Origin of the sequence: Yoonia sp. R78084, assembly GCF_044595625.1 — a bacterium.
Taxonomy (GTDB): domain Bacteria; phylum Pseudomonadota; class Alphaproteobacteria; order Rhodobacterales; family Rhodobacteraceae; genus Yoonia.
In genome coordinates this window covers 2,228,961-2,250,770 of record NZ_CP138993.1, presented here as the reverse complement: position 1 = coordinate 2,250,770, position 21,810 = coordinate 2,228,961, and the positions used below count along the sequence as shown (strand labels likewise).

At 58.6% G+C, this 21,810-nt stretch carries 19 protein-coding genes; 9 read left to right on the top strand and 10 right to left on the bottom strand.

Going from position 1 to position 21,810, the window contains the following annotated elements; all coding sequences use genetic code 11:
* Positions 1-58 precede the first annotated feature (58 nt).
* Positions 59-712 carry a fructose-6-phosphate aldolase gene (fsa, locus tag SJY29_RS11400; protein ID WP_055296218.1) on the bottom strand — a complete coding sequence of 218 codons (654 nt, stop codon included), beginning with the start codon at positions 710-712 and terminating at the stop codon, positions 59-61.
* A gap of 83 nt (positions 713-795) precedes the next feature.
* On the opposite strand from fsa, the gene SJY29_RS11395 reads away from it, so the two are divergent.
* Positions 796-2,988, top strand: a complete 2,193-nt coding sequence (locus SJY29_RS11395) for a primosomal protein N' (RefSeq protein ID WP_400083025.1) — start codon at positions 796-798, stop codon at positions 2,986-2,988.
* Positions 2,989-3,034: 46 nt separating this feature from the next.
* Here the strand turns inward: SJY29_RS11395 and SJY29_RS11390 are convergent, their stop codons facing one another.
* A complete protein-coding gene (locus SJY29_RS11390) occupies positions 3,035-3,634 on the bottom strand; it encodes a thymidine kinase (protein WP_400083022.1) in 600 nt (199 codons plus the stop codon).
* A gap of 266 nt (positions 3,635-3,900) precedes the next feature.
* On the opposite strand from SJY29_RS11390, the gene SJY29_RS11385 reads away from it, so the two are divergent.
* Positions 3,901-4,350 (top strand): hypothetical protein, encoded by a 450-nt coding sequence (locus tag SJY29_RS11385; RefSeq protein ID WP_400083019.1) that lies wholly within the window; start codon positions 3,901-3,903, stop codon positions 4,348-4,350.
* 118 nt (positions 4,351-4,468) lie between these two features.
* Here the strand turns inward: SJY29_RS11385 and SJY29_RS11380 are convergent, their stop codons facing one another.
* Positions 4,469-5,587 (bottom strand): beta-ketoacyl-ACP synthase III, encoded by a 1,119-nt coding sequence (locus SJY29_RS11380; protein WP_400083017.1) that lies wholly within the window; start codon positions 5,585-5,587, stop codon positions 4,469-4,471.
* Between the two features lie 168 nt (positions 5,588-5,755).
* On the opposite strand from SJY29_RS11380, the gene SJY29_RS11375 reads away from it, so the two are divergent.
* Positions 5,756-6,076, top strand: coding sequence for a BrnA antitoxin family protein (locus SJY29_RS11375; RefSeq protein WP_400083014.1), 321 nt, complete (start codon positions 5,756-5,758; stop codon positions 6,074-6,076).
* 200 nt (positions 6,077-6,276) lie between these two features.
* On the opposite strand, the gene SJY29_RS11370 is transcribed toward SJY29_RS11375, so the two are convergent.
* Together SJY29_RS11370 and carB are read right to left on the bottom strand one after the other, a co-directional pair.
* Complete coding sequence (locus SJY29_RS11370) at positions 6,277-6,720, bottom strand: hypothetical protein (protein ID WP_400083012.1); 444 nt, start codon at positions 6,718-6,720, stop codon at positions 6,277-6,279.
* Positions 6,721-6,866: 146 nt separating this feature from the next.
* The gene (gene carB, locus SJY29_RS11365) at positions 6,867-10,196 is read right to left on the bottom strand and encodes a carbamoyl-phosphate synthase large subunit (RefSeq protein WP_400083009.1); all 3,330 of its coding nucleotides are present in this window, start codon (positions 10,194-10,196) and stop codon (positions 6,867-6,869) included.
* A 183-nt stretch (positions 10,197-10,379) separates the two neighbouring features.
* Here carB and bchE point away from each other — a divergent pair, with 183 nt between their 5' ends.
* From bchE to aspS, 3 genes are all read left to right on the top strand, one after another.
* A complete protein-coding gene (bchE, locus tag SJY29_RS11360; protein WP_400083006.1) occupies positions 10,380-12,044 on the top strand; it encodes a magnesium-protoporphyrin IX monomethyl ester anaerobic oxidative cyclase in 1,665 nt (554 codons plus the stop codon).
* Positions 12,016-12,627, top strand: coding sequence for a bacteriochlorophyll 4-vinyl reductase (bchJ, locus tag SJY29_RS11355; protein ID WP_400083003.1), 612 nt, complete (start codon positions 12,016-12,018; stop codon positions 12,625-12,627). The genes bchE and bchJ overlap by 29 nt, the downstream gene beginning before the upstream one ends.
* A gap of 153 nt (positions 12,628-12,780) precedes the next feature.
* Entirely contained in the window at positions 12,781-14,634 is a 1,854-nt protein-coding gene (gene aspS / locus SJY29_RS11350; protein WP_400083000.1) for an aspartate--tRNA ligase, read from the top strand.
* 10 nt (positions 14,635-14,644) lie between these two features.
* Here aspS and SJY29_RS11345 read toward each other — a convergent pair whose 3' ends face one another.
* Positions 14,645-15,358 carry a response regulator gene (locus SJY29_RS11345; protein WP_400082997.1) on the bottom strand — a complete coding sequence of 238 codons (714 nt, stop codon included), beginning with the start codon at positions 15,356-15,358 and terminating at the stop codon, positions 14,645-14,647.
* Positions 15,359-15,483: 125 nt separating this feature from the next.
* Here SJY29_RS11345 and mce point away from each other — a divergent pair, with 125 nt between their 5' ends.
* Both mce and SJY29_RS11335 read left to right on the top strand, forming a co-directional pair.
* Positions 15,484-15,888, top strand: coding sequence for a methylmalonyl-CoA epimerase (gene mce, locus SJY29_RS11340; RefSeq protein ID WP_110278398.1), 405 nt, complete (start codon positions 15,484-15,486; stop codon positions 15,886-15,888).
* Positions 15,889-15,952: 64 nt separating this feature from the next.
* On the top strand, positions 15,953-16,240 hold the full coding sequence (locus tag SJY29_RS11335; RefSeq protein WP_055687091.1) for a DUF1467 family protein: 288 nt from the start codon (positions 15,953-15,955) through the stop codon (positions 16,238-16,240).
* Here the strand turns inward: SJY29_RS11335 and SJY29_RS11330 are convergent.
* The 4 genes from SJY29_RS11330 to SJY29_RS11315 all read right to left on the bottom strand — a co-directional run bounded on the left by SJY29_RS11330 (position 16,227) and on the right by SJY29_RS11315 (position 20,874).
* Positions 16,227-16,916, bottom strand: coding sequence for an EI24 domain-containing protein (locus SJY29_RS11330; protein ID WP_400082994.1), 690 nt, complete (start codon positions 16,914-16,916; stop codon positions 16,227-16,229). The genes SJY29_RS11335 and SJY29_RS11330 overlap by 14 nt on opposite strands.
* Entirely contained in the window at positions 16,913-17,491 is a 579-nt protein-coding gene (locus tag SJY29_RS11325) for a nitroreductase (protein ID WP_400082992.1), read from the bottom strand. Before SJY29_RS11325 ends, SJY29_RS11330 begins: the two co-directional genes overlap by 4 nt.
* Before the next feature lie 303 nt (positions 17,492-17,794).
* Positions 17,795-20,392: an ATP-binding protein gene (locus tag SJY29_RS11320; protein ID WP_400082989.1), complete on the bottom strand. Its 2,598-nt coding sequence runs from the start codon at positions 20,390-20,392 to the stop codon at positions 17,795-17,797.
* The gene (locus tag SJY29_RS11315; RefSeq protein ID WP_400082986.1) at positions 20,392-20,874 is read right to left on the bottom strand and encodes a molybdopterin-dependent oxidoreductase; all 483 of its coding nucleotides are present in this window, start codon (positions 20,872-20,874) and stop codon (positions 20,392-20,394) included. Before SJY29_RS11315 ends, SJY29_RS11320 begins: the two co-directional genes overlap by 1 nt.
* A 296-nt stretch (positions 20,875-21,170) precedes the next feature.
* Between SJY29_RS11315 and SJY29_RS11310 the strand changes: the two genes are divergently transcribed.
* A complete protein-coding gene (locus tag SJY29_RS11310) occupies positions 21,171-21,776 on the top strand; it encodes a response regulator (RefSeq protein WP_400082983.1) in 606 nt (201 codons plus the stop codon).
* Positions 21,777-21,810: the final 34 nt, after the last annotated feature.

The following is a 21,810-nucleotide window of genomic DNA, read 5'->3' as shown; positions in this document are numbered from 1 at the left end:
TTTTGCCCTAGTTTGCTGAAGGTAAGGTGGATCAAGATCCACCTTACCTGACTTGTCTTTAGAGAATTTTGATACCGGCCTTGGCGACATCCGCCATGAACCCGTCCAGACCTTTGTCCGTCAGGACATGGTTTGCCATTGCCTTGATCACATTCGGCGGGGCCGTCGCGACATCGGCACCGATCTTGGCACATTCGCTCATGTGATTGGCGGACCGGATCGAGGCGGCAAGGATATTCGTCTCGAAGCCGTAGTTGTCATAGATTGTGCGGATATCCTCGATCAGTTCCAGACCATCGAGGTTCAGATCATCCAGACGCCCGATGAAGGGACTGATGAATGTCGCACCCGCCTTGGCCGCCAAGAGCGCCTGGTTCGCGGAGAAACAAAGCGTGACGTTCACCATGATCCCGTCGTCCGACAGTGTCTTGCAGGTTTTCAGACCCGCCCATGTCAGCGGTACTTTGACTGCAATATTGTCGGCGATCTTGGCCAGCTTGCGGCCCTCTGCCAGCATGGTGTCGGCGTCCAGCGCCACAACCTCGGCTGAGACGGGGCCGGACACGATGGAACAAATCTCTTTCGTGACTTCCAGAATGTCACGGCCCGACTTTGCGATCAGCGAGGGGTTCGTCGTGACCCCGTCAACCATCCCGAGGTCATTGAGTTCTTTAATCTGGTCGATCTCGGCGGTATCTACGAAAAACTTCATCTGTTCACTCCAAAGCGGGGTTGGTGTTTGATGATGCAGCATTTACCTGATCTGCAAGGCGGCGGAAACCCTCAAAGGCGGATATGACCGATAGCTTTTTTCATGAAGGTGATCTTGTTGGCGTGTTGACGGCGCAACCGCTTGACCGCCTGCTTGATTACAGGGCACCTGAGGGCGGCTGCCATCTGGGTGCGTTTGTCGAGGTGCCCTTGGGCCCGCGCAAGGTGCTGGGTGTCGTGTGGGGTGCGGGCAAGGGTGATTATGACCGTGCGAAAATCCGGTCTGTCATCCGTGTGCTGGATGTGGCCCCGATGCGCGAGGAGATGCGCGTTTTCCTGACGCGCGCTGCCGAATATACCCTGACGCCAATGACCGCGATGCTGCGCCTTGCGACCCGCGCACCAGGCTTGGGAGAGGCGCAGTCGATGCGCAAAATCTACCGTCTGGGCGATCAGACCCCCGACCGCATGACTGATGCGCGCGAAAAGGTTCTGGGTGTCTTGCGCGATTATGGGGGGCTGTCGTTCACCTTGGGCGAGGTGGCCGAGATGGCGGGGGTTGGTACGTCGGTGGTCAAAGGCCTGGTCAAGCTTGGGGCTGTTTCGGAAGAAGAGGCCCCGCGCGATGTACCCTATCCGCAGCTTGATCCCGACTATGGCGGCAAGGCCTTGAGCGCGGATCAGGCAGCAGGTGCTGAAACGCTGCGCGCCGCGTTGCGCAGTGACACCTATGGCACCACCTTGCTGAAAGGGGTGACCGGATCAGGCAAGACCGAAGTCTATCTTGAGGCGGTCGCCGAATGTTTGCGCATGGGCCGTCAGGCGCTTGTGCTTTTGCCGGAAATCGCGCTGTCGGGCGAATTCATCAACCGTGTCGAGGCGCGGTTCGGGATGAAGCCGGCTGAATGGCATTCTGGCGTCACCATGACAGAACGCCGCCGCTGCTGGCGCATGGTCGGGCGGGGGGATGCGCAACTAGTGGTTGGCGCACGCTCGGCGCTGTTTCTGCCCTATCAGAACCTTGGGCTGATCGTGGTCGACGAAGAACATGACACCTCCTACAAACAAGAGGACGGCGTGCTGTATAACGCCCGCGATATGGCGGTTCTGCGCGCGGCAATCAATGGGGCGCAGGTGGTCTTGGCCTCGGCCACGCCCAGCCTTGAGAGCTGGGCGAATGTCGAGGCAGACAAATACACGCGGCTGGAACTGACGTCGCGCTTTGGGGCGGCGGTGATGCCGAAGATGGCGGCGATTGACATGCGGGTTGAGGATATGCCCGCGGGGACGTGGGTTTCACCCACCCTACGGGACGCGATCCGGAAGCGGCTTGAGAAGGGCGAACAATCGCTGATTTTCCTCAACCGTCGCGGCTATGCACCTATCACGCTATGTCGGGCCTGTGGGCATCAGATTGGCTGTGATCATTGCGATGCGCGGATGGTCGAGCACCGGTTTCTCAAGCGGTTGATGTGCCATCAGTGTGGCGAAACAAAACCTTTGCCTACCAAATGCCCAAGCTGTGATGCCGAAGACCGGCTCAGTGCTGTTGGTCCTGGCGTGGAGCGTATGGGCGAGGAGGTGACAGCACTTTTCCCTGACGCGCGTGTTGCTGTGCTGTCTTCTGATCTTTACGGCTCGGCCCGCGCGATGAAGGCGCATATCGAAGAGATTGCCGAAGGTGGTACGGATATCATCATTGGCACGCAACTGGTGGCCAAAGGCCATAACTTTCCGTTGCTTACGCTGGTCGGTGTCATTGATGCTGATCTTGGTCTGCAAGGATCTGATCTGCGCGCGGCGGAACGGACCTTTCAACTGATGCGGCAGGTTGCGGGCCGTGCAGGGCGGGCGGAGACCCCCGGTGAGGCGCTGTTGCAGACCTATCAGCCGGAACATGCGGTCATCCGGTCAATTCTGGCGGGCGATGAGGAAAGCTTCTGGGCCGCTGAGGCGGCAGAGCGCAAAGCCGCAGGCGTGCCGCCTTATGGTCGGATGGCGGGGATCATCCTGAGCAGCCCGAATGTGCAGGAGGTCTTTGATCTGGGCGCGGAAATGGCGCGCATGGATGGGCCGTTGCGCCAGATCGGGGCGCAGGTCTTTGGGCCGGCACCGGCACCCATTGCACGGGTGCGTGGGCGGCATCGGGTGCGGCTGCTGGTGAAGGCAGAAAAATCCGCGCCGCTACAGCAGGCGCTTGCCAAATGGGCGGGGCAGTTCCGTCTGCCTGCAAATCTGCGCATGGCGATCGATATCGACCCGCAGAGCTTTTACTAGCGCGCCGGAGCCTCCGGCGGGAGTATTTCGGGCAAGATGATAGGCGCTAGTCGATATTTGGATCGGCGTAGTCGCCCATTTCCTCGCGCCAGTGACGGCGGCAGAGCGAGACATAGCGTTCATTCCCGCCCACGACGATCTGATCGCCTGCAGCCAGCACATTGCCGTTTTCGTCACGGCGGACCACCATCGTGGCCTTCTTGCCGCAATGACAGATGGTCCGGACCTCGCGCATTTCATCGGCCAGAGCCAGAAGGGATGCTGAGGCGGGAAACAGGCGGCCACGGAAATCGACGCGTAGGCCGTAGGTCATGACGGGTACATTCAGATCATCCACCACGCGCGCCAGTTGCCAGACATGGGCGGGCGTCATGAAATGAGCTTCGTCGAGGAACACACAGGCGCAGGGACCTGCGTTCAGGCGGGCGGCGATCATCTCGAAGAGGTCATCCTCGGCGCCAAAGGTGTCGGCATCCGCGCCGATGCCGATCCTGCTTCCGATGCGGCCAACACCTGCACGGTCATCAAAGCGCGCGATCAGCAGATAGGTTTGCATCCCACGTTCGATGTAGTTGTGCGACGCCTGCAAGAGCACGGTCGATTTGCCCGCATTCATAGTGGAGTAGTTAAAATAGAGCTTTGCCATGAAAAGTGATTAGCGCCGGTCTTGCCAGCTTGGCAAGACCGATACGCAACGCAAATTGGCGTTAGTTGAGCTTTGGAATGAATTGACCCCAATGAAAACGGACCGCGGTCCAAACACATCGCGCCACTCAGCGCGACAACTCTTTAACCAGCCCCAAAACACGAGACTGAATTATTTCTGTCACACGGGGCATTGGCGTTGTATGGGAATAGCGAAATGATTTTCCCCTGCCGCAAGAGGCAGCAGCACGATGACGGAGTACACCTATGGCGGGTTATGGCGGCTACTTGAAAAAACATACCGAGGCCCTGGTCAAAGATGTCGGTATCGAAGCCGCCTGCGTGCTGACAGGGAAATCCAAGGCGACCTTGGGGCGCTATTATTCTGATAGCAGCGAACACGCCGACCGTTTTATGCCGGTCGATGCTGTGGCCGCTCTCGAAGCAGCGGCGGCCTATCCGCACGTCACATCTGCGCTGGCCGAACTGAAGGGTGTCACCCTGTCCTACGACACAGAGCGCGCCAATAGCACGGGTGAAATCAACACCGATGTTATCAAGCTAAGCCAGCGTTTTGCCATGCTGATGGCAGAGTATAACCAGTCCATTGCGGACGGGGTCATTACCATTAACGAGGCCAAGCGGATGCTGCGGGAAACCACAGCGCTCCAGCAGGTGCTACTGGATATGAAGCTGCATCTGGAAGAGACATCGTGACGGCGATCACCGTTTCGGATGTGACCCGCTAGATCAGCGGCACAAACGGCACACCACAGGCGGCGAGAGTGAGCAGCAGTAAGGTGGTGATAAGCAGCTTCATGGGGCGATCCTGGTTCTATGCGCGCTCAACGATGACAGAACCTACAGAATAGCCAGCACCGAAGGAGCAGATCAAACCTTTATCGCCAGCGGCCAAGTCGCTGGAGTGTTTGGAAAACGCGATGATGGACCCGGCCGAGGACGTGTTGGCATAGTCCTGCAGGATGTTGGGTTGTTCATCGGGGGAGGGTGCGCGGCCCAGAACCTTTTTGCCGATATAGTCGTTCATGGTTTTATTCGCCTGATGCAGCCAGAGCCGACGCAGGTCTTGGGGGGCGATGTTTTCTTCGGCCATGTGATCCGCAATATGGGCGCTGACCAGCGGCAGGACCTCTTTGAAAACCTTGCGCCCGTTTTGCATGAACTGCATATCACGGCTGTCTTCCATGGCATCCTGCGTCCGGCGTAAGTAACCGTTATTGTTGCGGATATTATTGCTGAACTGGGTGGCGCAGCGGGTGGAAAGAACTTTGAAATGCGGGCCCTTGAGGTCTTCGTCGCGTTCCAGCAGCGTTGCCGTTGCGACATCACCAAAGATGAAATGGCAGTCGCGGTCGCGCCATTCCAGATGCGCCGAGCAGATCTCGGGGTTGATCACCAGCGCGCGGCGGATCGAGCCTGCGCGGATCATATCAGCGGCGGTTTGAATGCCGAAAGTGGCGCTGGAACAGGCGACATTCATATCGAAGGCGAAACCGCCCGCGCCCAGAAGCTGTTGAATTTCAACGGCAATTGCGGGGTAGGCGCGTTCCATATTCGAGGCAGCGCAGATCACCAGATCGACGTCAGCGGCGTCAACGCCCGCTTCGGCCAGAGCCTTTTGCGCGGCATCCACGCCGATCTCGGCCATATAGCCGGGGGCGTCATCGGGGCGTTTTTCAAGCTTGGGGAACATGCGGGTGGGGTCAAGAACGCCCGCCTTATCAAGAACATAGCGGCGCTCGATGCCCGAGGCCGCAACGATGAAATCGCTGGAGGAATGGGGTTTGGCCTCAACTTCGCCTGCGGCAATGGCGGCCGCGTTTTCGGCGTTCCAGAGGTCCGCGTAATCGTTGAACGCGGCGACCAATTCATCATTGGTAATAACCTGTGAGGGGGTGAAAACCCCTGTTCCTGTGATGGCGACGTTGTGCATTTTGGCCTCTTGGATTGTTGCCGACAGACTAGGGTGGGTGGGGGAATAAATCTACCGGAACGCTGCGTACACAACGCGTACACAGGCTGTACACATCCTGTGCGCACGCTTGGGCATCCCGCTGTTTACCTTTTCGCGGCATTTTGACGGTCAGCGGAGGACAGGCCAATGACCGACCCCAAAGACATGACCAAGACCCAGCGCATCCATTGGAGCTATGCCACCGACGCGCTGCGGATGATAGAATATGACCTGCATTCGGTGGCGCTGAAACTGCGCTGCATGCCCCGCGAGTGGGACGAAATCTGGCAGGACAAAGACCGCCGTGACCCCAAGCGCGTGCGGGCGACAATCCGGTTGGACGCGGATGTGGTGAAGTTCTTCAAGGCGATGGGGCCGGGGTATCAGCCGCGCATCAACCGCGTGCTGCGGGCCTATATGCATTACCGGCTGGCCGCGATCATCGACGGACCGGACACCACGGATTAGGTGTTGCACCCCGAGCGGCTGGACAAGACACTTATGGAACGGCCCGGCTGGGGTGGCTTGCAAAAGCTGGAAGCGGATTTAGAGGAGAGAAGGGCGCGGGTTTTGAAGGAGATGGGGAAGTGAGGGGCGATCGCAGTTGCGTGGCGGCTCCCCTCCAATAACTGATGAGCTTTCAGTGAACTCGATTCACGCCTTTAGTATCAAGATGCTGCATCTTGTAAAAACGGACGAAGTGCTGCAGCATAGCGTTCGCAACCACCGATATTGCCTTCAAAATTGTGACCTAGAATCCGATTATTTTGGTCGATTTCAACCATAATTGTACAATTATAGTTGACGGTTTGAGGCACGTAAGTTGTTGAAGTGCCGGAGTAGGATCCAAATCCATAGCCTGAGTTGCCAAACGCGTTTGCGGTGCCAGAACTATAAGTTGTCACTGGCGTAACTGTGGTCACATTTTGACTAGAACTCCATACTACCAGCTTTCTTCCCGCTACCGTGCGCTCGCCTTCGGGAAAGCCAATAACAGAAATGAGATCGTTAATTGATCGTCCTTGGAAAGCATCTAAGCCTCCATCAATGTCTTCAAAGGTCGTGCAGGCAGCCGCAAATACAAAAGCTGCAAGAGTTTTAATCAGTTTCATTGCCCGTTCTCCTATGTCGATGTCATTTATGGGGAAGAACGTATAAGTTCTTTGATCGTTTGTTCATCGCAACTGCAATGTGGCCTCCAACGGAGGCCAGTTTGTGGCTGTTTTGGTACAACTTTTGGGTGCTTTGGAAAAACCAATTACCCCTGCAACGACCTCACCCCAACATCACCCTCTTCCCTTGCTTGCATCGCCAGCGTGGCAGCATGTGAGGCTGCGGCTGTCGTGAAGTAGGGGATTTTGTCGTAGAGGGCGACGGCGCGGATTTCGCGGCTGTCTTCGACCGCTTGCGCGCCTTCGGTGGTGTTGAAGACCAGTGCGATGTGCCCGTCCTTGAGGCGGTCGACGATGGTCAGCCCACCTTCGTAGACCTTGTTGACGATTTCGCAATCAATCTGGTTTTCACTCAGCCAGCGGGCCGTGCCGCGTGTCGCCACGATGTTGAACCCAAGTTGCAGGAGGATTTTTCCGGCTTCGATCATATCCGCCGTTTTGTCCATATCCTTGATCGAGATGAACACGGTCCCTTCCGTGGGCAGGTTGGTGCCTGCACCCATCTGCGCCTTGAGGAAGGCGCGCGGGAAGGAGCGGTCCCAGCCCATGACCTCACCGGTCGAGCGCATTTCCGGCCCGAGGATCGTATCGACGCCGGGGAAGCGGGCGAAGGGCAGGACGGCCTCTTTCACGCTGAACCACGGGGTGTGCGGATCGGCGAGCGTGAAGGCATCGCCCATGGGCAGCACGTCCATCGGGTTCTCGGACGCGGGGTAGGGCGCGCGCAGCGGGAAGTTTGACAGCGGCTCACCCGCCATCAGACGCGCGGCGATCGAGGCGATGGCGCTGTCGGTCGCTTTGGCCACGAATGGCACTGTGCGCGATGCACGGGGGTTCACCTCGATCAAGTAGACGGTTTCGTCTTTGATCGCGAACTGGATATTCATCAGGCCCACGACGTTGAGCGCCTTGGCGAGTTTTTCGGTCTGGTCGCGGATTTCCGCGATCATCGCGTCCGAGAGCGAGTAGGGCGGCAATGAGCAGGCGCTGTCACCCGAATGGACGCCCGCCTCTTCGATGTGCTGCATGATGCCCGCGACATGGGTCGCGGTGCCGTCAGAGAGGCAGTCAACATCAACTTCGACTGCGCCCGAGAGGTAGCTGTCGAGCAGGACGGGGCTGTCGCCCGAAACCACCACCGCGTCAGAGATGTAGCGGCGCAGGTGGTCCATATCGCGGACGATTTCCATGGCGCGGCCACCCAGCACGAAGGAGGGGCGGATCACGAGGGGGAAGCCGATGCCTTCGGCGATGGCCAGCGCCTCTTCATCGGTTGAGGCGATGCCGTTGTGTGGTTGGCGCAGACCCAGTTTCTGCACAAGCTGTTGGAAACGCTCGCGGTCTTCGGCAAGGTCGATGCTGTCGGGTGTCGTCCCGAGGATCGGGATGCCCGCGTCGTTGAGTGCGTTGGCCAGTTTCAGGGGCGTCTGCCCGCCGAATTGCACGATCACCCCGTGCAGCGTGCCGTTGTCCTGTTCAACGCGCAGGATTTCCATGACGTGTTCGAATGTCAGTGGTTCAAAATAAAGACGGTCCGAGGTGTCGTAATCGGTGGACACCGTTTCGGGGTTGCAGTTGATCATGATCGTCTCGTACCCCTGATCGGTCAGGGCGAAACAGGCGTGACAGCAGCAGTAATCGAACTCGATCCCCTGCCCGATGCGGTTGGGGCCACCGCCCAGGATGACCACTTTCTTGCGGTCCGAGGGGCGGGCCTCGCACTCGGCCTCGCCCATGACGGGGCTTTCGTAGGTCGAATACATATAGGGCGTTTGCGCCTCGAATTCGGCGGCACAAGTGTCGATGCGTTTGAAGACCGCGTTGACGCCAAGGTTACGGCGCGCGCGGCGGACCTGATCCTCGGTGCGGCCGGTCAGCTTGCCAAGGCGGGCATCGGTGAAGCCAAGCATCTTGACCGCGCGCAGGCCGTCTTCGGTGACGGGCAGGCCGTTTTTGCGGATCTCGGCCTCGGCGTCCATGATTTCGCGGATGCGGGCAAGGAACCACGGGTCGAATTTGGTGACGGCGTGGATATCGTCGTCGGACAGGCCGTGGCGCATGGCCTGGGCGATCACGCGGATGCGGTCGGGGGTTTGTTTGGCCAGCGCTTTGGTGATGGCTGCGGCATCCGGTGCGCCGGGGATGTCGATTTCGTCAAAGCCTGTCAGGCCGGTTTCCATCGAGGCCAGTGCTTTTTGCATGCTCTCGTGGAAGGTGCGGCCGATGGCCATCGCCTCGCCTACGGATTTCATCGCCGTTGTCAGGTGCGGTTCGGAGCCTGCGAATTTTTCAAAGGCAAAACGCGGGATCTTGGTGACAACATAGTCGATTGTGGGTTCAAACGAGGCAGGGGTCACGCCGGTGATGTCGTTGTCGAGTTCGTCGAGCGTATAGCCGACCGCCAGTTTGGCGGCGATCTTGGCAATCGGGAAACCCGTGGCTTTGGATGCGAGCGCCGAAGACCGCGATACGCGGGGGTTCATTTCAATGACCACCATGCGCCCGTCTGACGGGTTGACCGCCCATTGCACGTTGGAGCCGCCCGTTTCGACGCCGATTTCGCGCAGCACGTTGATGCTATGGGTCCGCATGATCTGGTATTCTTTGTCGGTCAGAGTCAGCGCGGGCGCGACGGTGATCGAATCGCCGGTGTGTACGCCCATGGGATCGACGTTTTCGATGGCGCAGACGATGATCGCGTTGTCGGCCTTGTCGCGCACGACCTCCATCTCGAATTCTTTCCAGCCCAGCAGGCTTTCATCGACAAGGATCTGCCCGACAGGCGAGGCCTCCATCCCTGTGCGACAGTAGTATTCATAATCTTCGCGGTTATAGGCCACGCCGCCGCCTGTGCCGCCAAGGGTAAAGGCGGGGCGGATGATGGCCGGCAGGCCGACATATTCGATCGCGTCGATGGCCAGTTGCAGGCCCGCCTTAATGTCGCGTTTGCCGTTGACTTCGGGGGCGGTGATGATGGTTGCCTTGGGGTTTTCGATGCCAAGGCGGTCCATGGCTTCGCGGAACAGCTTGCGATCTTCGGCCATTTCAATGGCTTCGCGTTTCGCGCCGATCATCTCGACACCGAATTTTTCCAGCACGCCCATGTCGGCCAGCGCCAGCGAGGTGTTCAGGCCGGTCTGTCCGCCCATCGTCGGCAAGAGCGCGTCGGGGCGTTCTTTTTCGATGATTTTGGCGACAACTTCGGGGGTGATCGGTTCGATATAAGTCGCATCCGCCAGCCCCGGATCGGTCATGATGGTGGCGGGGTTGGAGTTGACGAGGATCACGCGGTAACCCTCTTCGCGCAGGGCCTTGCAGGCCTGGGCGCCGGAGTAGTCAAACTCGCATGCCTGTCCGATAATAATGGGGCCCGCGCCGATGATCATGATCGACTGGATGTCGGTACGCTTTGGCATGGCAGTGCCCCCTATATCTGCAAATTGTCGTGGGTTATAGGGATGGCGACGCGGTGTGCAAGAGGCAGTTCAAATTTGTCGCCGATTTGATGCGCCGGATTGCGGAACGGGCCGTTTGATCTATGTCAACAAAAATAGACAGCTAAATATGTAAAGCTAGACTTACATAATAAGGAGCTGTCCATGCGCATTCTGTTTGTTCACCCCAATTACCGCTCGGGTGGGGCCGAGATTGCGGGCAGCTGGCCGCCTGCCTGGGTTGCGTATCTCACAGGATCGCTCCGCCGTGTCGGGTTTGATGACATCCATTTCATCGACGCGATGACCAACGATCACAGCGATGAATTTCTGGCCGAGAAGATTGCGGCGTTGCAGCCCGATGTTGTCGGGGTCACCGCCATCACGCCGTCGATCTATAAGGCCGAGGAGGTGCTGCGCATCGCGCAAGAGCATGCGCCCGGCGCTTTGCGTGTTTTGGGCGGGGTTCATGCGACGTTTATGTATAAGCAAGTGCTCTCCGAGGCGCCGTGGGTCGATGTGATCGTGCGGGGTGAGGGCGAGGAGATCGTGACCGAGCTGATGTCTGCGGTGCGCGATGGCCGTTGGCCCGCCGACAAGCGGAAGATCAAGGGGCTTGCGTTCATTGATGAGGGCGAGATCGTTGCGACCCCTGCGGCAAGCACCGTCAAGGATCTGGACGGGATCGACCCTGACTGGACCATTCTGGAGTGGGAGAAATATATCTATATTCCGCTGAACACGCGCGTGGCTATTCCCAATATGGCGCGCGGCTGTCCCTTTACCTGTTCGTTCTGTAGCCAGTGGAAGTTCTGGCGTGATTACCGCGTGCGTGACCCCAAAAAGGTGGTCGACGAAATCGAGCGTCTGGTGAACGAACAGCAGGTGGGGTTCTTTATTCTTGCCGACGAAGAACCGACCATCAACCGCAAGAAGTTTATCCAGTTCTGTGAGGAGCTGATCGCGCGGGGGCTGCCGGATAAGGTAAAATGGGGCATTAATACACGGGTGACGGACATCTATCGTGACCGCGAATTGCTGAAATTCTACCGCGAGGCGGGCTTGGTTCACGTCAGTCTGGGAACCGAGGCCGCAGCACAGATGAAGCTGGACCAGTTCAACAAGGAAACTAAGGTCGAAGAGAATAAAGAGGCCATCCGCCTGCTGCGCGAAGCCGATATTCTGGTTGAGGCGCAGTTTATTGTGGGGCTGGACAACGAGACCCCCGAGACCCTGAACGAGACCTACAAGATGGCGTGGGACTGGCAGCCGGATCTTGCCAACTGGGCGATGTACACGCCTTGGCCCTTCACGCCGCTGTTTCAGGAGTTGAAGGATCAGGTCGAGATCTTCGACTTCAGCCGCTACAACTTTGTCACCCCGATCATGAAACCGGCAGCGATGACGCGCGGCGAATTGCTGGATGGTGTGATGAACAATTACCGCCGGTTCTATATGAAAAAGGCGCTGTTCCATTATCCGTGGCGCGGCACAGGATTCCGGCGGCGCTATCTGCTGGGATGTCTGAAGGCGTTCATGAAGGCGGGCTTTGCGCGGACCTTCTATGATCTGGGCAAGGTGGGCTATACGGGGCCGCAATCAAAGAAGAACCTTGATTTCCATTTCGACGAGACCCGCACGATTGCCGAGGCGCAGATGGAGGATTGGGAGGCCAGCGCCGATAAGGCCGCGAGAGCAGCCGAGCGCCGTGCCGCGATCCGAGCACAGGGCAAGGAAAGGGCTGCGGAACGTGCGGCCGATTTCAAGATGCCGAATGGTGCGCAGATTAAGGCCTGCGGCGGTGGGTCCGAACAAATGGAGGACGCCTGACGATGCCAATCGCGGTGCGGGCCTGATCGGGCCGAACGCGATCCTGCAACTGTTGCCCGTGCTGGAACGCGCGGGTGGCCAGCCTTTGCGTGATCAGGTGATGGCCGCCGCAGGGGTGTTTGCGCCGCCAAGCGATGAGGGAATGATGCCGGAGGGGCCCGCCGCGCGCATGCATCAGGCCCTGCGCGCGATCGAACCCGAGATGGCCCCGTCGCTGGCCTGGGCCGCCGGAGAGCGGACGGCGCGCTATATTATGGCGCGCCGCATTCCGAAACCTGCGCAGCTGTTGTTGCGGGTTCTGCCCGCTGCGCTGGCTGGGCCGGTCCTGTCAAAGGCGATTGCGCAACATGCATGGACCTTTGCGGGGTCGGGTGAATTTGCGGTGACGGGGCCTTTGGTTTTCGAGATCAGGGACAACCCCATCGTGCGCGGGGAAGTCAGTGAAACGCCGCTGTGTCATTGGCATGCTGCGGTCTTTGAGACGCTTTTTCGCAGCTTGGTGGACCCGCGTCTGCGCTGTGTCGAGGAAAGCTGTTGTGCGACGGGTGCGCCTGCATGCCGGTTTGTTCTGAACCGGGGCTAGGGTCAGGCACCTTGATACCAAAATTCTGCGCATTTTGGTGCCTCCGGCGGGAGTTTTTCTTGCAAGATGATGAGGAACGGTTGACTTCATCCGGGCAAAGGGGTGTATCGGGCCGACCAACCGCACCGTCCTAATGCCTTGAGGAATTGACCCATGCACGCCTATCGCAGCCATACCTGTGCCGATCTGACCGCCGCCAATGTCGGGGAAACTGTCCGCCTGTCGGGCTGGGTCAATCGTGTGCGCGACCACGGGGGCATCTTGTTCATTGATTTGCGTGATCACTATGGCATTACGCAGGTGCTCTGTGATCCGGATTCGGCGGCTTTTGCTGACGTGGAAAAGGTGCGGTCCGAATGGTGTATCCGCATTGATGGCGAGGTAAAGGCGCGTGATCCCGAGCTGGTGAACCCCAAGCTGCCCACCGGCGAGGTCGAGGTGTTTATCCGCGCGATCGAGGTGCTGGGTGCTGCCAAGGAATTGCCGCTGATGGTGTTTGGCGATCAGGAATATCCTGAGGAAACCCGCCTGAAGTACCGTTATCTGGACCTGCGCCGCGAGGCGATGCAGCACAACATGAAACTGCGGTCTGACGTTGTGGCGTCGATGCGGCGTCGGATGTGGGATAGCGGGTTCCGCGAGTACCAGACGCCGATCATCACTGCATCGTCCCCTGAGGGTGCGCGCGATTTTCTGGTGCCGTCGCGCCTGCATCCCGGTAAATTCTACGCCCTGCCGCAGGCGCCACAGCAGTTCAAGCAGCTGATCATGGTGTCGGGCTATGACAAGTATTTCCAGATTGCTCCGTGCTTCCGTGATGAAGACCCGCGTGCCGACCGGTCGCCCACGGATTTCTATCAGCTGGATCTGGAGATGTCCTTCGTCGAGCAGCAGGACGTGTTTGACACAATTCAGCCTGTGCTGACCGGCATTTTTGAGGAGTTCGGCGGCGGCCGGAAGGTTGACCAGACATGGGAGCAGATCAGCTATCGCGATGCTGCCCTGTGGTATGGCACCGACAAGCCCGACTTGCGCAACCCGATCAAGATGCAGGTCGTGTCCGAGCATTTTGCAGGGTCCGGCTTTGCAATTTTCGCCAAGCTGTTGGAGCAGGAAGGCACCGAGGTGCGTGCTATTCCGGCCCCTGGTGGCGGCAGCCGCAAATTCTGTGACCGCATGAATGCCTTTGCCCAGAAAGAGGGTTTGCCCGGGATGGGCTATATCTTCTGGCGCGAAAAGACCGCTGATGCGGTGGCCCAAGAGCTGGGCATTTCGGTGAAAGAGGCGCAGGCCAAGCTGAATTCCGGCGAGATTGAAGGTGGCATGGAAGCGGCAGGTCCGCTGGCCAAGAACATCGGGCCGGAGCGGACCGAGGCGATCCGCCAGCAACTTGGTCTGGGTCTAGGGGATGCGGCGTTCTTCCTTGGTGGCAAGCCGAAGGCGTTTGAAGGTGTGGCCGGTAAGGCGCGCACCGTTATCGGTGATGAGCTGGGCCTGACGGATCAGGACCGCTTTGCTTTTGCATGGATCGTGGATTTCCCGATCTACGAGCAGGATGAAGAGACCGGCAAGATTGATTTCGAGCACAACCCCTTCTCGATGCCGCAAGGCGGGATGGAGGCACTGGAGGGTGATCCGCTCAAGGTGCTCGGCTACCAGTATGATCTGGCCTGCAACGGCTATGAGCTGGTGTCGGGTGCGATCCGGAACCACCGCCCAGAGATCATGTTCAAGGCGTTTGAATTGGCCGGATATGGCAAGGACGAAGTCGAGAAGCGCTTTGGCGGCATGGTCAATGCGTTCCAATATGGCGCGCCGCCCCACGGCGGCTGTGCGGCGGGGATCGACCGGATCGTGATGTTGCTGGCAAATGCGTCGAACATCCGTGAGGTCATCATGTTCCCGATGAACCAGCGGGCAGAAGACCTGATGATGGGCGCGCCAAGCGAGCCACAGAACGAGCAGCTGCGCGAATTGCGCCTGCGCGTTCTGCCGCCCGAAAGCTAGGCGGCTGTCGCTAGAGCGGCCCGCCTGCGGCGAGCCGTGTCTGCACCAGCTGTGACAGGGCGATGACGCCGGGCGCTGCGTTCTGGCCGGCGCGGCGCAGCCGGATCAGGTTTGCGACAGCGGCGTCAAGGTCATGATCCTTGGCACTGCGTGCCACACCGCCAAGAAACTGTGTGACATAGTCCAGCGCGTCATCTTCGTCCGTGTCGTCAAGCACCTGCGCGATATGGTGCAGGTCGTCGCGATAGGCGACCAGATCGGGCCGGATCGTTTCATCGGATACCGCGCGGGGGGTTGCGGGTTGCCGTTCTTTGGGCAGGTTTTCCAGAATTGCGGTTTGAAATCCCAGCAGGCTGTCGACCGGTTTGGCGACAAAGCCGTCGGCACCTGCGGCGATCACATCATGCGCGTGATCATCCCCGCTCATTCCCAAGAGCACCTCGATCCGCGGGGTTGCTGCGGCCAGCATCCGCAGCAGTGACAGCCCCGACCCGTCGGGCAGGCCCACATCGACCAAAAGCACGTTGGGCCGGTAGATCGCCAGATGGCGCCGCGCATTTTCCAGACTGTCGGCGCGCCTGAGCCGCGCACCCGAACGCAGGCACATCAGGCGGATCGCCTCGCTTGCGAAGCGGCTGTCTTCGACCACAAGAACGGTCAGCCCCAGCAGCGGGCGGCGTGCGGTGGGCGCACGGGTAAACATCAGTTCATCAAGCGTTGCCATCTGATTCTTCCCTTCGTTGCAGCTCCCACATTCAAAGCAGCACAAGGTGAAGAGGTGATTAACCGCATCGTCCGTTGCACACGACGTTTGCACGCGCCATAAAGTGCAAAAGAGGAGAGACCCGCATGATTGGCCGTCTGAACCATGTTGCAATAGCCGTGCCTGATCTGGAGGCCGCAAGCGCGCAGTACCGCACCATGCTGGGGGCCGACGTGGGCGCGCCGCAGGATGAGCCGGACCACGGTGTCACGGTTGTTTTCATCAACCTGCCCAATACCAAGATCGAGCTGCTCTATCCGCTTGGTGAAGGCTCTCCGATACAGGGCTTTCTCGACAAGAATCCCTCGGGCGGCATTCACCATGTCTGCTATGAGGTGGACGATATTCTTGCGGCCCGTGATCATCTGCTGGCCGAAGGTGCGCGCGTGCTGGGTGGCGGTGAACCCAAGATCGGGGCGCATGGCAAGCCGGTGCTTTTCTTGCACCCCAAGGATTTCAATGGCTGTCTGATCGAGCTTGAGCAGGTTTAGCCCCTTGTCCTGACGCGCAAACGGCGTATCTGAAGGATAGCCACGCTACATAAGGAATATCGTTTTGGGTCCCGTATCCGGTCTTGTTTTGCTTGCAGTCATTTGGACGGTGGTTTTCTTTATCGTCCTGCCGCTGCGTCTTGAAACCCAAGGCGAGGCCGGTGAGATCGTGCCGGGGACGCATGCGTCATCGCCTGCGAATTTCAGCTTCAAGCGCAAGGCACGGCTGACCACGATGTGGGCCGTGCCGATCTGGGTTGTCATCGCGGGCACGATCCTGTCGGGGGCTGTGTCGGTCCGCGACATCGACTGGTTCGAGCGGATGTCGACCCCCGAGGTCAGTCGCGACTAACGGCGTGATAGAGGTGGGTAAAGGTTGCGGCACCCAGTATCGGGATCACCAGATTGATCAGCGGAAATGAGAGCGGGACGGCCATCAGGCAGCCTGCGAGCCAGATTTTCGCTTGGTGTTCCTTGCGCAACGCTTTGGCGCGGACCCGTCCGACACGGCGCATGGCAGCCAGCGTGAAATATTCGCGGCCCAAGAGGAACCCGTTCAGCGCGTAGAAGATAAAGAGCGCGGCAAAGGGAAACAGCCCGTAGAGGATGAAGGCAAAGAGGTTTGCCACGATCAGCACACCCAAGAAATTCACGCTGTCGCGCAGCCCGTCCCAGAAGGTGACATGGGGGACCGCGGGGAGTGTGGGGAAGTGTTTGTCCTCGACCGCCTGCGCGACCTCATCCAGAAAGAGTGACGTGATGGCAGAAGCCACCGGCACCATCAGGAAGATCGACATGACGATGATCAGCCCGAGCGACCCCCAGCTGAGCAGATCGCCGATCCATGTGACTTCGCCAACGCCTGGCAGGGTGATCGGGGCTGCGGTCAGCCATTCGATCAGCCACAGAAGGCCCGCGTAAAGGCCCACCAGCAAAGCGATTGTCAAGCCGATCCCGCGCCACAGCACGCTGCGAAAGCGGGGGTCCGGCAGTTGGGCGATGGCCTTGAGAAAAGACGCAAGGATCATGTATTGGCCCAGGTGGTGATCGCCGCGAGGTCGGGGCGGGGGCGTTCCGGCGGTGCGCTGGTTTCGGTGCCAAGGTGGATGAACCCCGCCACGCTTTCATGGGGCGCAAGCCCGAGCCCTTCGGTCACGAAGGTTGCATCATGGCTGGCCCAGCCCGAGAGCCAGTTCGCACCCCAACCCGCCGCAAGGCCCGCGTTGACCAGTGCGAGGCAGACGGCACCTGCGGAATAGACCTGTTCGATATGGGGGATTTTCTCGCTGGGTTTGGGGCTGAAGATCACCGCAACGGCAAGGTCGGCATTCGCGAACTGGTCCTGCGCCTTGGTGATCTTTTCAGGCTCGATGCCAAGTGCCGCGCCGCGCGTGGGCACCAAAGCGGCCAGCCGTGAGAGAGCAGGTTTTGACAGCACGATAAAGCGCCAGGGTTCCAGTTTCCCATGATCGGGTGTGCGCGCGGCAGCAGTCAGCAGGGTTTCCAGCGTGGCCCGGTCCGGCACAGGGGTGGTCAGCGTTTTGGCAGGCCGCGAACGGCGGGTGAGAAGGAAATCGAGAGCGGCTTGGTTGCGGTCTGGCATAGGTCTTCCTGTATTTTCTGTGCGCTACAGATATGAAGGCAGGGGCCGCGTGGCAACAGGGGGGCGGTGTTGAAAGTAATTCGCGAGCTTCAGACATTGGATGGCTTTATGGATCGCGGTCTTAAAGGGTCCGATCCGGCAGGCTGGACTTTGACGTAAATCTCAGAGAATGGCGGCTTTGCGCACAGAATAACCGGTTCTGCCAATCGCACGGACCATTGGAAGCGGCTGGAAGCTGGCCTTCGCTACCGGTGCGAAAGAATATATCCGAGGCAGATAACGGGAGGCCCAAAGGAAGCCGCATCAGTCTGCATCTTGTCCGCGCATTTCGTCGCTACAGGTATTCGTCCAGCACTCCGGAACCAATCCGATCAGTTCTCGTGCGGCGTGGTGGTCGTTCACATCGAGTTGTTCTTCAATCCTGCGCAAGAGCACCCCTAGTCTTGACGCTCCAAGAGTGGATGCGGAGCCTGCCAGCTTATGCACATCGGGGCGCAGAGACTCCATATCTGACCTGTGCCCTCGCGCGAATATGGTTTCACAGGCGGCATCCATCTCTTCCACAAACAGCTTCATGAGTTCGCGCCACTTTTCTTCTCCGATGACCTCTCTGAGGTCGCGTTGATGGGTCTTGTCCCAATAGGGGCCGGCGTCGTCATGGAGAGTGTCCAGCTGTTCGCGGAGGCTGAGCAAGTCTTCAAGGCGCTCAAGTCCGATGGGTTTGACCAGCACGTCGACCATCCCGGCGGCTCTGAAGCGGTCCACGTCGGCTGGCATCGCGTGGGCGGTTACCGCAAAAATGGGCGTTTGTGCATTTGGGCCGGTGCCGGCTTTGATCAGCGTCGTTGCCTCCACCCCGTCCATGTCAGGCATACTGATATCCATCAGAATCGCGTCGAATGGTTTGATCTCAGCAAGTTTGACCGCTTCAGCTCCGTTGTAAGCCTCAATGCAAGAATGGCCGAGGCGCGCAAGCATCTCACGGGCGACGACCCGGTTGATTGCATTGTCTTCGACAAGCAGGATCGAAAGCTTTGGGCGCGTCTGGTCGATCCGAGCAATCCTTGGTGAGAGGCGTTCTTGGTGCTGCGGCCTGCTGGTTTCGGAGGCGACATTTGTCGGCAACCGGACCCAAAATACCGAACCCGCGCCCGTCTCGCTTTCGACACCGATTTCACCGCCAAGGTGCTTGACCAGACGCCGGACGATGGCGAGGCCAAGCCCCGAGCCTTCTTGTGCGCGGGTATAGGACGTATCAAGGGTGACGAAATCGTCGAAAACCCTCGCTTGGTCTTCTTCCGAAATGCCGATCCCGTCGTCGCTCACACGCAGCTCCCATTGTTCTTCTGCGAAGTGGGGTTCGATTTCTACGTTGATCGTCCCATGACTTGTGAATTTAATCGCGTTGCTCACCAAATTCGTCAGGATCTGCCGGAATTTCCCTGGATCCCCCAGAACCAGATTGAAGTCCGGGTCCAAGACATTCAGTTTGAGCTTGTTGCCGCGATTTTGGGCCGACATCTTGAGGCTGCTGAGCAACTCCTGCGCAACGGTTGCCGGGTCAAACGGACGTTTGATGGTCTCTGCGGCGCCAGCCTCGAGCCGTGACATATCGAGGACGGCGTTGACATGATGAAGCAGCATCTCGGCCGATGTGCCCATCACGTCTGTCATGTTGGCTTGGGTCTTGTTGAGTTCAGTCGTCTTGAGAAGTTCGAGTGCTCCGACGATGCCGTTCAGCGGGGTCCGCATTTCATGGCTCATGACTGCAACGAGGTCGGCCTTGGCCTTTTCGCCTGCGACCGCTTTGTCGCGGGCCTTGACCAACTCTTCCTCTTTTACGACGCGGTTGGAAATGTCCCGCAGGTACGAAACGAATATCTCTCCGTCAGGGCCCTCCGCACTCGAAATAGAAAGCTCGACCGGGAAGATACGTCCGCTCTTGTGCTTGGCTTCGAGTTGGACACGGCCTTGTCCCAAGACCCGGCGCTCGCGGGTTCTGATATATCGTTTCATGCCGGTTTCATGTGCTGCATGCAGCTTGTCGGGGACAATCTTCTCTGCCATGTTTTGGCCGATGATCTCATCCCTCGCATAACCGAATATCTTTTCGGCGGCCTCGTTGAATTCGATGACTTGCCCCTTGAGGTTGACGGCAATGATTGCATCCAAAGAGGTAGACACGATTAACGCCATGCGTTTTTGCGCTTCAGCCTTTTCCAGACCGTCCCTCGTCGCGTTGCGGAAGGATTTGACGAGGGCGAGAGCCGTAACGCTGAGGGCTGCGACCAATAGGGTTGTGAGAAGACCTAAACGCAACAGGGCGTCGGCGACGCGCGTGCGCTGAGCATCGGCAACACGCGAGAAATAACCAACGCCGATGAGTGACACGTCGCGCACGGCAGGCCGCATGGCGTCGAACTGGCTGGTGATCTCGGGCAACGCAGCGATCAGGGCTGCATCAGGGCCGTCAATAATCGGGACAATAGTGTCCAATCGGTCGGAAACGTCCGACAAGTTCGCGCGGGCATCGTCATCTTGTCGCAAGCCGGCCAAGACTGCGCTTTCCTGCATCGTCTTCACGCGGGAATAGAATACGTCAAAACGCCGCCGTACGTTTTCAATCTGCTGTTCTTCGGGCAGATCGGACCTGAGGGTCTCCGACAGTAGCGCCAGTAATTCAACCTCGGACTGGGCAAGCGCCCATTGTGTGCTGTCGGCGTTTGCTGTGGCCAGCGCATCGATTTCGCGCCGGGCGTCGGCGCTGAGGTAATAGATGCCAACGGCGCAGGCGGAAAACACCACAAATGCCAGAAGCGCGCCGAACCAAGTGTTCGCGCGCGCCCTGTGAGTGGTGGTCATTCCATCTAGATTTGGCTTTGCAGGACCATCAGGTGGCATCAATCGCTCGTTTCAATGCGGTCAAGCTGCCAAATGCTTCGAGAGTAGATCAGTTCCGACCGGTATTCCGGATCGCTGTCATAAGGGTAAACGATCCAGAGTGGGCCTTTGTCGCGGACCGACATGCGTTCGCCATTGTTGAGATAGGCGATGATGGGGCCCCCTTCGACGGCATCAGAAACCGGAATCTCGACGGTGTAGTCATTGATGGCCGATGCCAGCAGCACGCCGTCTTCCAAGTTCAACTCTTCGACAAGTTCTGTGAGTGGTACACCGGTGAATCTTTGTGGACCATCTGTCCAGATCGTTGTGGTCTCGAAGGTGACCGCGCCCATGTCTTCCAAGGCGTCCAGATCGTATGTTTGTACGTTCCCTTCGTGTGTCACGGTAAGCAGCGTTTCGGCGACCGCCGAAACGGGGGCGATCCCCAGACCAAGGCACAAAGCCAAGACTGACAATGTTGGAGTGGGAGTGAAAATCATAACGCTGACCTTGCCTGTGATTGTTTCTATTCAAACTGTGATACCTGTAACAGAGCAAGAGCCGATTTCGACATGGTCATTGGAATATGCCCATATACGAAAGGATAGGCCGTATGATCCAATGCACGTGTAACTGTGCCTTGGTACCGTTGTCCGGCATCGTGGTTTACGAAATGTTACCCGAAAGAAACTCGCTAAAATACTTTAGACTACCCAAAAAAAAGCCACTTTTGGGACGCACAAGCTGATATGTCCCACAGATTTGCTTTGCTACTACATTCAGGCCGGAGATTGAAATGCGTGTACTTGTTGCTGATGATCATGATCTTGTCCGCGAGACAATCGCCTCGTTCCTGGTCAGTTCTGATGGCATCACAGTGGTGGAAACCGCCGCAACGCTGGATGAGGCTTTGGTGGCAGTTCAGGGAGAATATGTCTTCGACCTGATCCTGCTGGATTACAACATGCCCGGCATGAATGGATTGAATGGCTTGGCGCGTATGAAGGAGGCTGCCGGCAAGGTTCCTGTCTCTATCCTGTCGGGAACAGCCTCTCCTGCGGTGGCGCAGGCCGCCATAGAAGCCGGGGCGATGGGCTTTGTGCCCAAGACGCTCGGTTCCAAATCTATGGTCAGCGCTGTCAAGTTCATGGCGATGGGCGAGGTCTATGCCCCGTTCGATTTCATGCAGAAGGCGCAGGAAAAGACCGTGGGAAACTTGACAGAGCGTGAAACGGCGGTCTTGCAAGGGCTGTGCGAAGGCAAATCCAACAAGGAAATCGCGCGCGATCTGGACCTGCAGGAAGTAACGATCAAACTGCATGTCAAAACGCTCAGCCGCAAGCTCGAGGCGCGCAATCGCACCCATGCCGCAATGATCGCCAAAGAGCGGTGTCTGGTCTAAGTTTTAGGGCACCCAGGGGGGCGAGCCAGAGTGA

Excerpts from the sequence above, each read along its gene's own strand:
- SJY29_RS11320 (WP_400082989.1), bottom strand. The coding sequence starts at position 20,392 with ATGCCACCTGATGGTCCTGCAAAGCCAAATCTAGATGGAATGACCACC.
- SJY29_RS11385 (WP_400083019.1), top strand. The coding sequence starts at position 3,901 with ATGGCGGGTTATGGCGGCTACTTGAAAAAACATACCGAGGCCCTGGTC.
- SJY29_RS11310 (WP_400082983.1), top strand. The coding sequence starts at position 21,171 with ATGCGTGTACTTGTTGCTGATGATCATGATCTTGTCCGCGAGACAATC.
- fsa (WP_055296218.1), bottom strand. The coding sequence starts at position 712 with ATGAAGTTTTTCGTAGATACCGCCGAGATCGACCAGATTAAAGAACTC.
- aspS (WP_400083000.1), top strand. The coding sequence starts at position 12,781 with ATGCACGCCTATCGCAGCCATACCTGTGCCGATCTGACCGCCGCCAAT.
- SJY29_RS11330 (WP_400082994.1), bottom strand. The coding sequence starts at position 16,916 with ATGATCCTTGCGTCTTTTCTCAAGGCCATCGCCCAACTGCCGGACCCC.
- SJY29_RS11370 (WP_400083012.1), bottom strand. The coding sequence starts at position 6,720 with ATGAAACTGATTAAAACTCTTGCAGCTTTTGTATTTGCGGCTGCCTGC.
- SJY29_RS11345 (WP_400082997.1), bottom strand. The coding sequence starts at position 15,358 with ATGGCAACGCTTGATGAACTGATGTTTACCCGTGCGCCCACCGCACGC.
- SJY29_RS11315 (WP_400082986.1), bottom strand. The coding sequence starts at position 20,874 with ATGATTTTCACTCCCACTCCAACATTGTCAGTCTTGGCTTTGTGCCTT.
- carB (WP_400083009.1), bottom strand. The coding sequence starts at position 10,196 with ATGCCAAAGCGTACCGACATCCAGTCGATCATGATCATCGGCGCGGGC.
- SJY29_RS11395 (WP_400083025.1), top strand. The coding sequence starts at position 796 with ATGACCGATAGCTTTTTTCATGAAGGTGATCTTGTTGGCGTGTTGACG.
- SJY29_RS11375 (WP_400083014.1), top strand. The coding sequence starts at position 5,756 with ATGACCGACCCCAAAGACATGACCAAGACCCAGCGCATCCATTGGAGC.
- mce (WP_110278398.1), top strand. The coding sequence starts at position 15,484 with ATGATTGGCCGTCTGAACCATGTTGCAATAGCCGTGCCTGATCTGGAG.
- SJY29_RS11380 (WP_400083017.1), bottom strand. The coding sequence starts at position 5,587 with ATGCACAACGTCGCCATCACAGGAACAGGGGTTTTCACCCCCTCACAG.
- SJY29_RS11325 (WP_400082992.1), bottom strand. The coding sequence starts at position 17,491 with ATGCCAGACCGCAACCAAGCCGCTCTCGATTTCCTTCTCACCCGCCGT.
- SJY29_RS11390 (WP_400083022.1), bottom strand. The coding sequence starts at position 3,634 with ATGGCAAAGCTCTATTTTAACTACTCCACTATGAATGCGGGCAAATCG.
- bchE (WP_400083006.1), top strand. The coding sequence starts at position 10,380 with ATGCGCATTCTGTTTGTTCACCCCAATTACCGCTCGGGTGGGGCCGAG.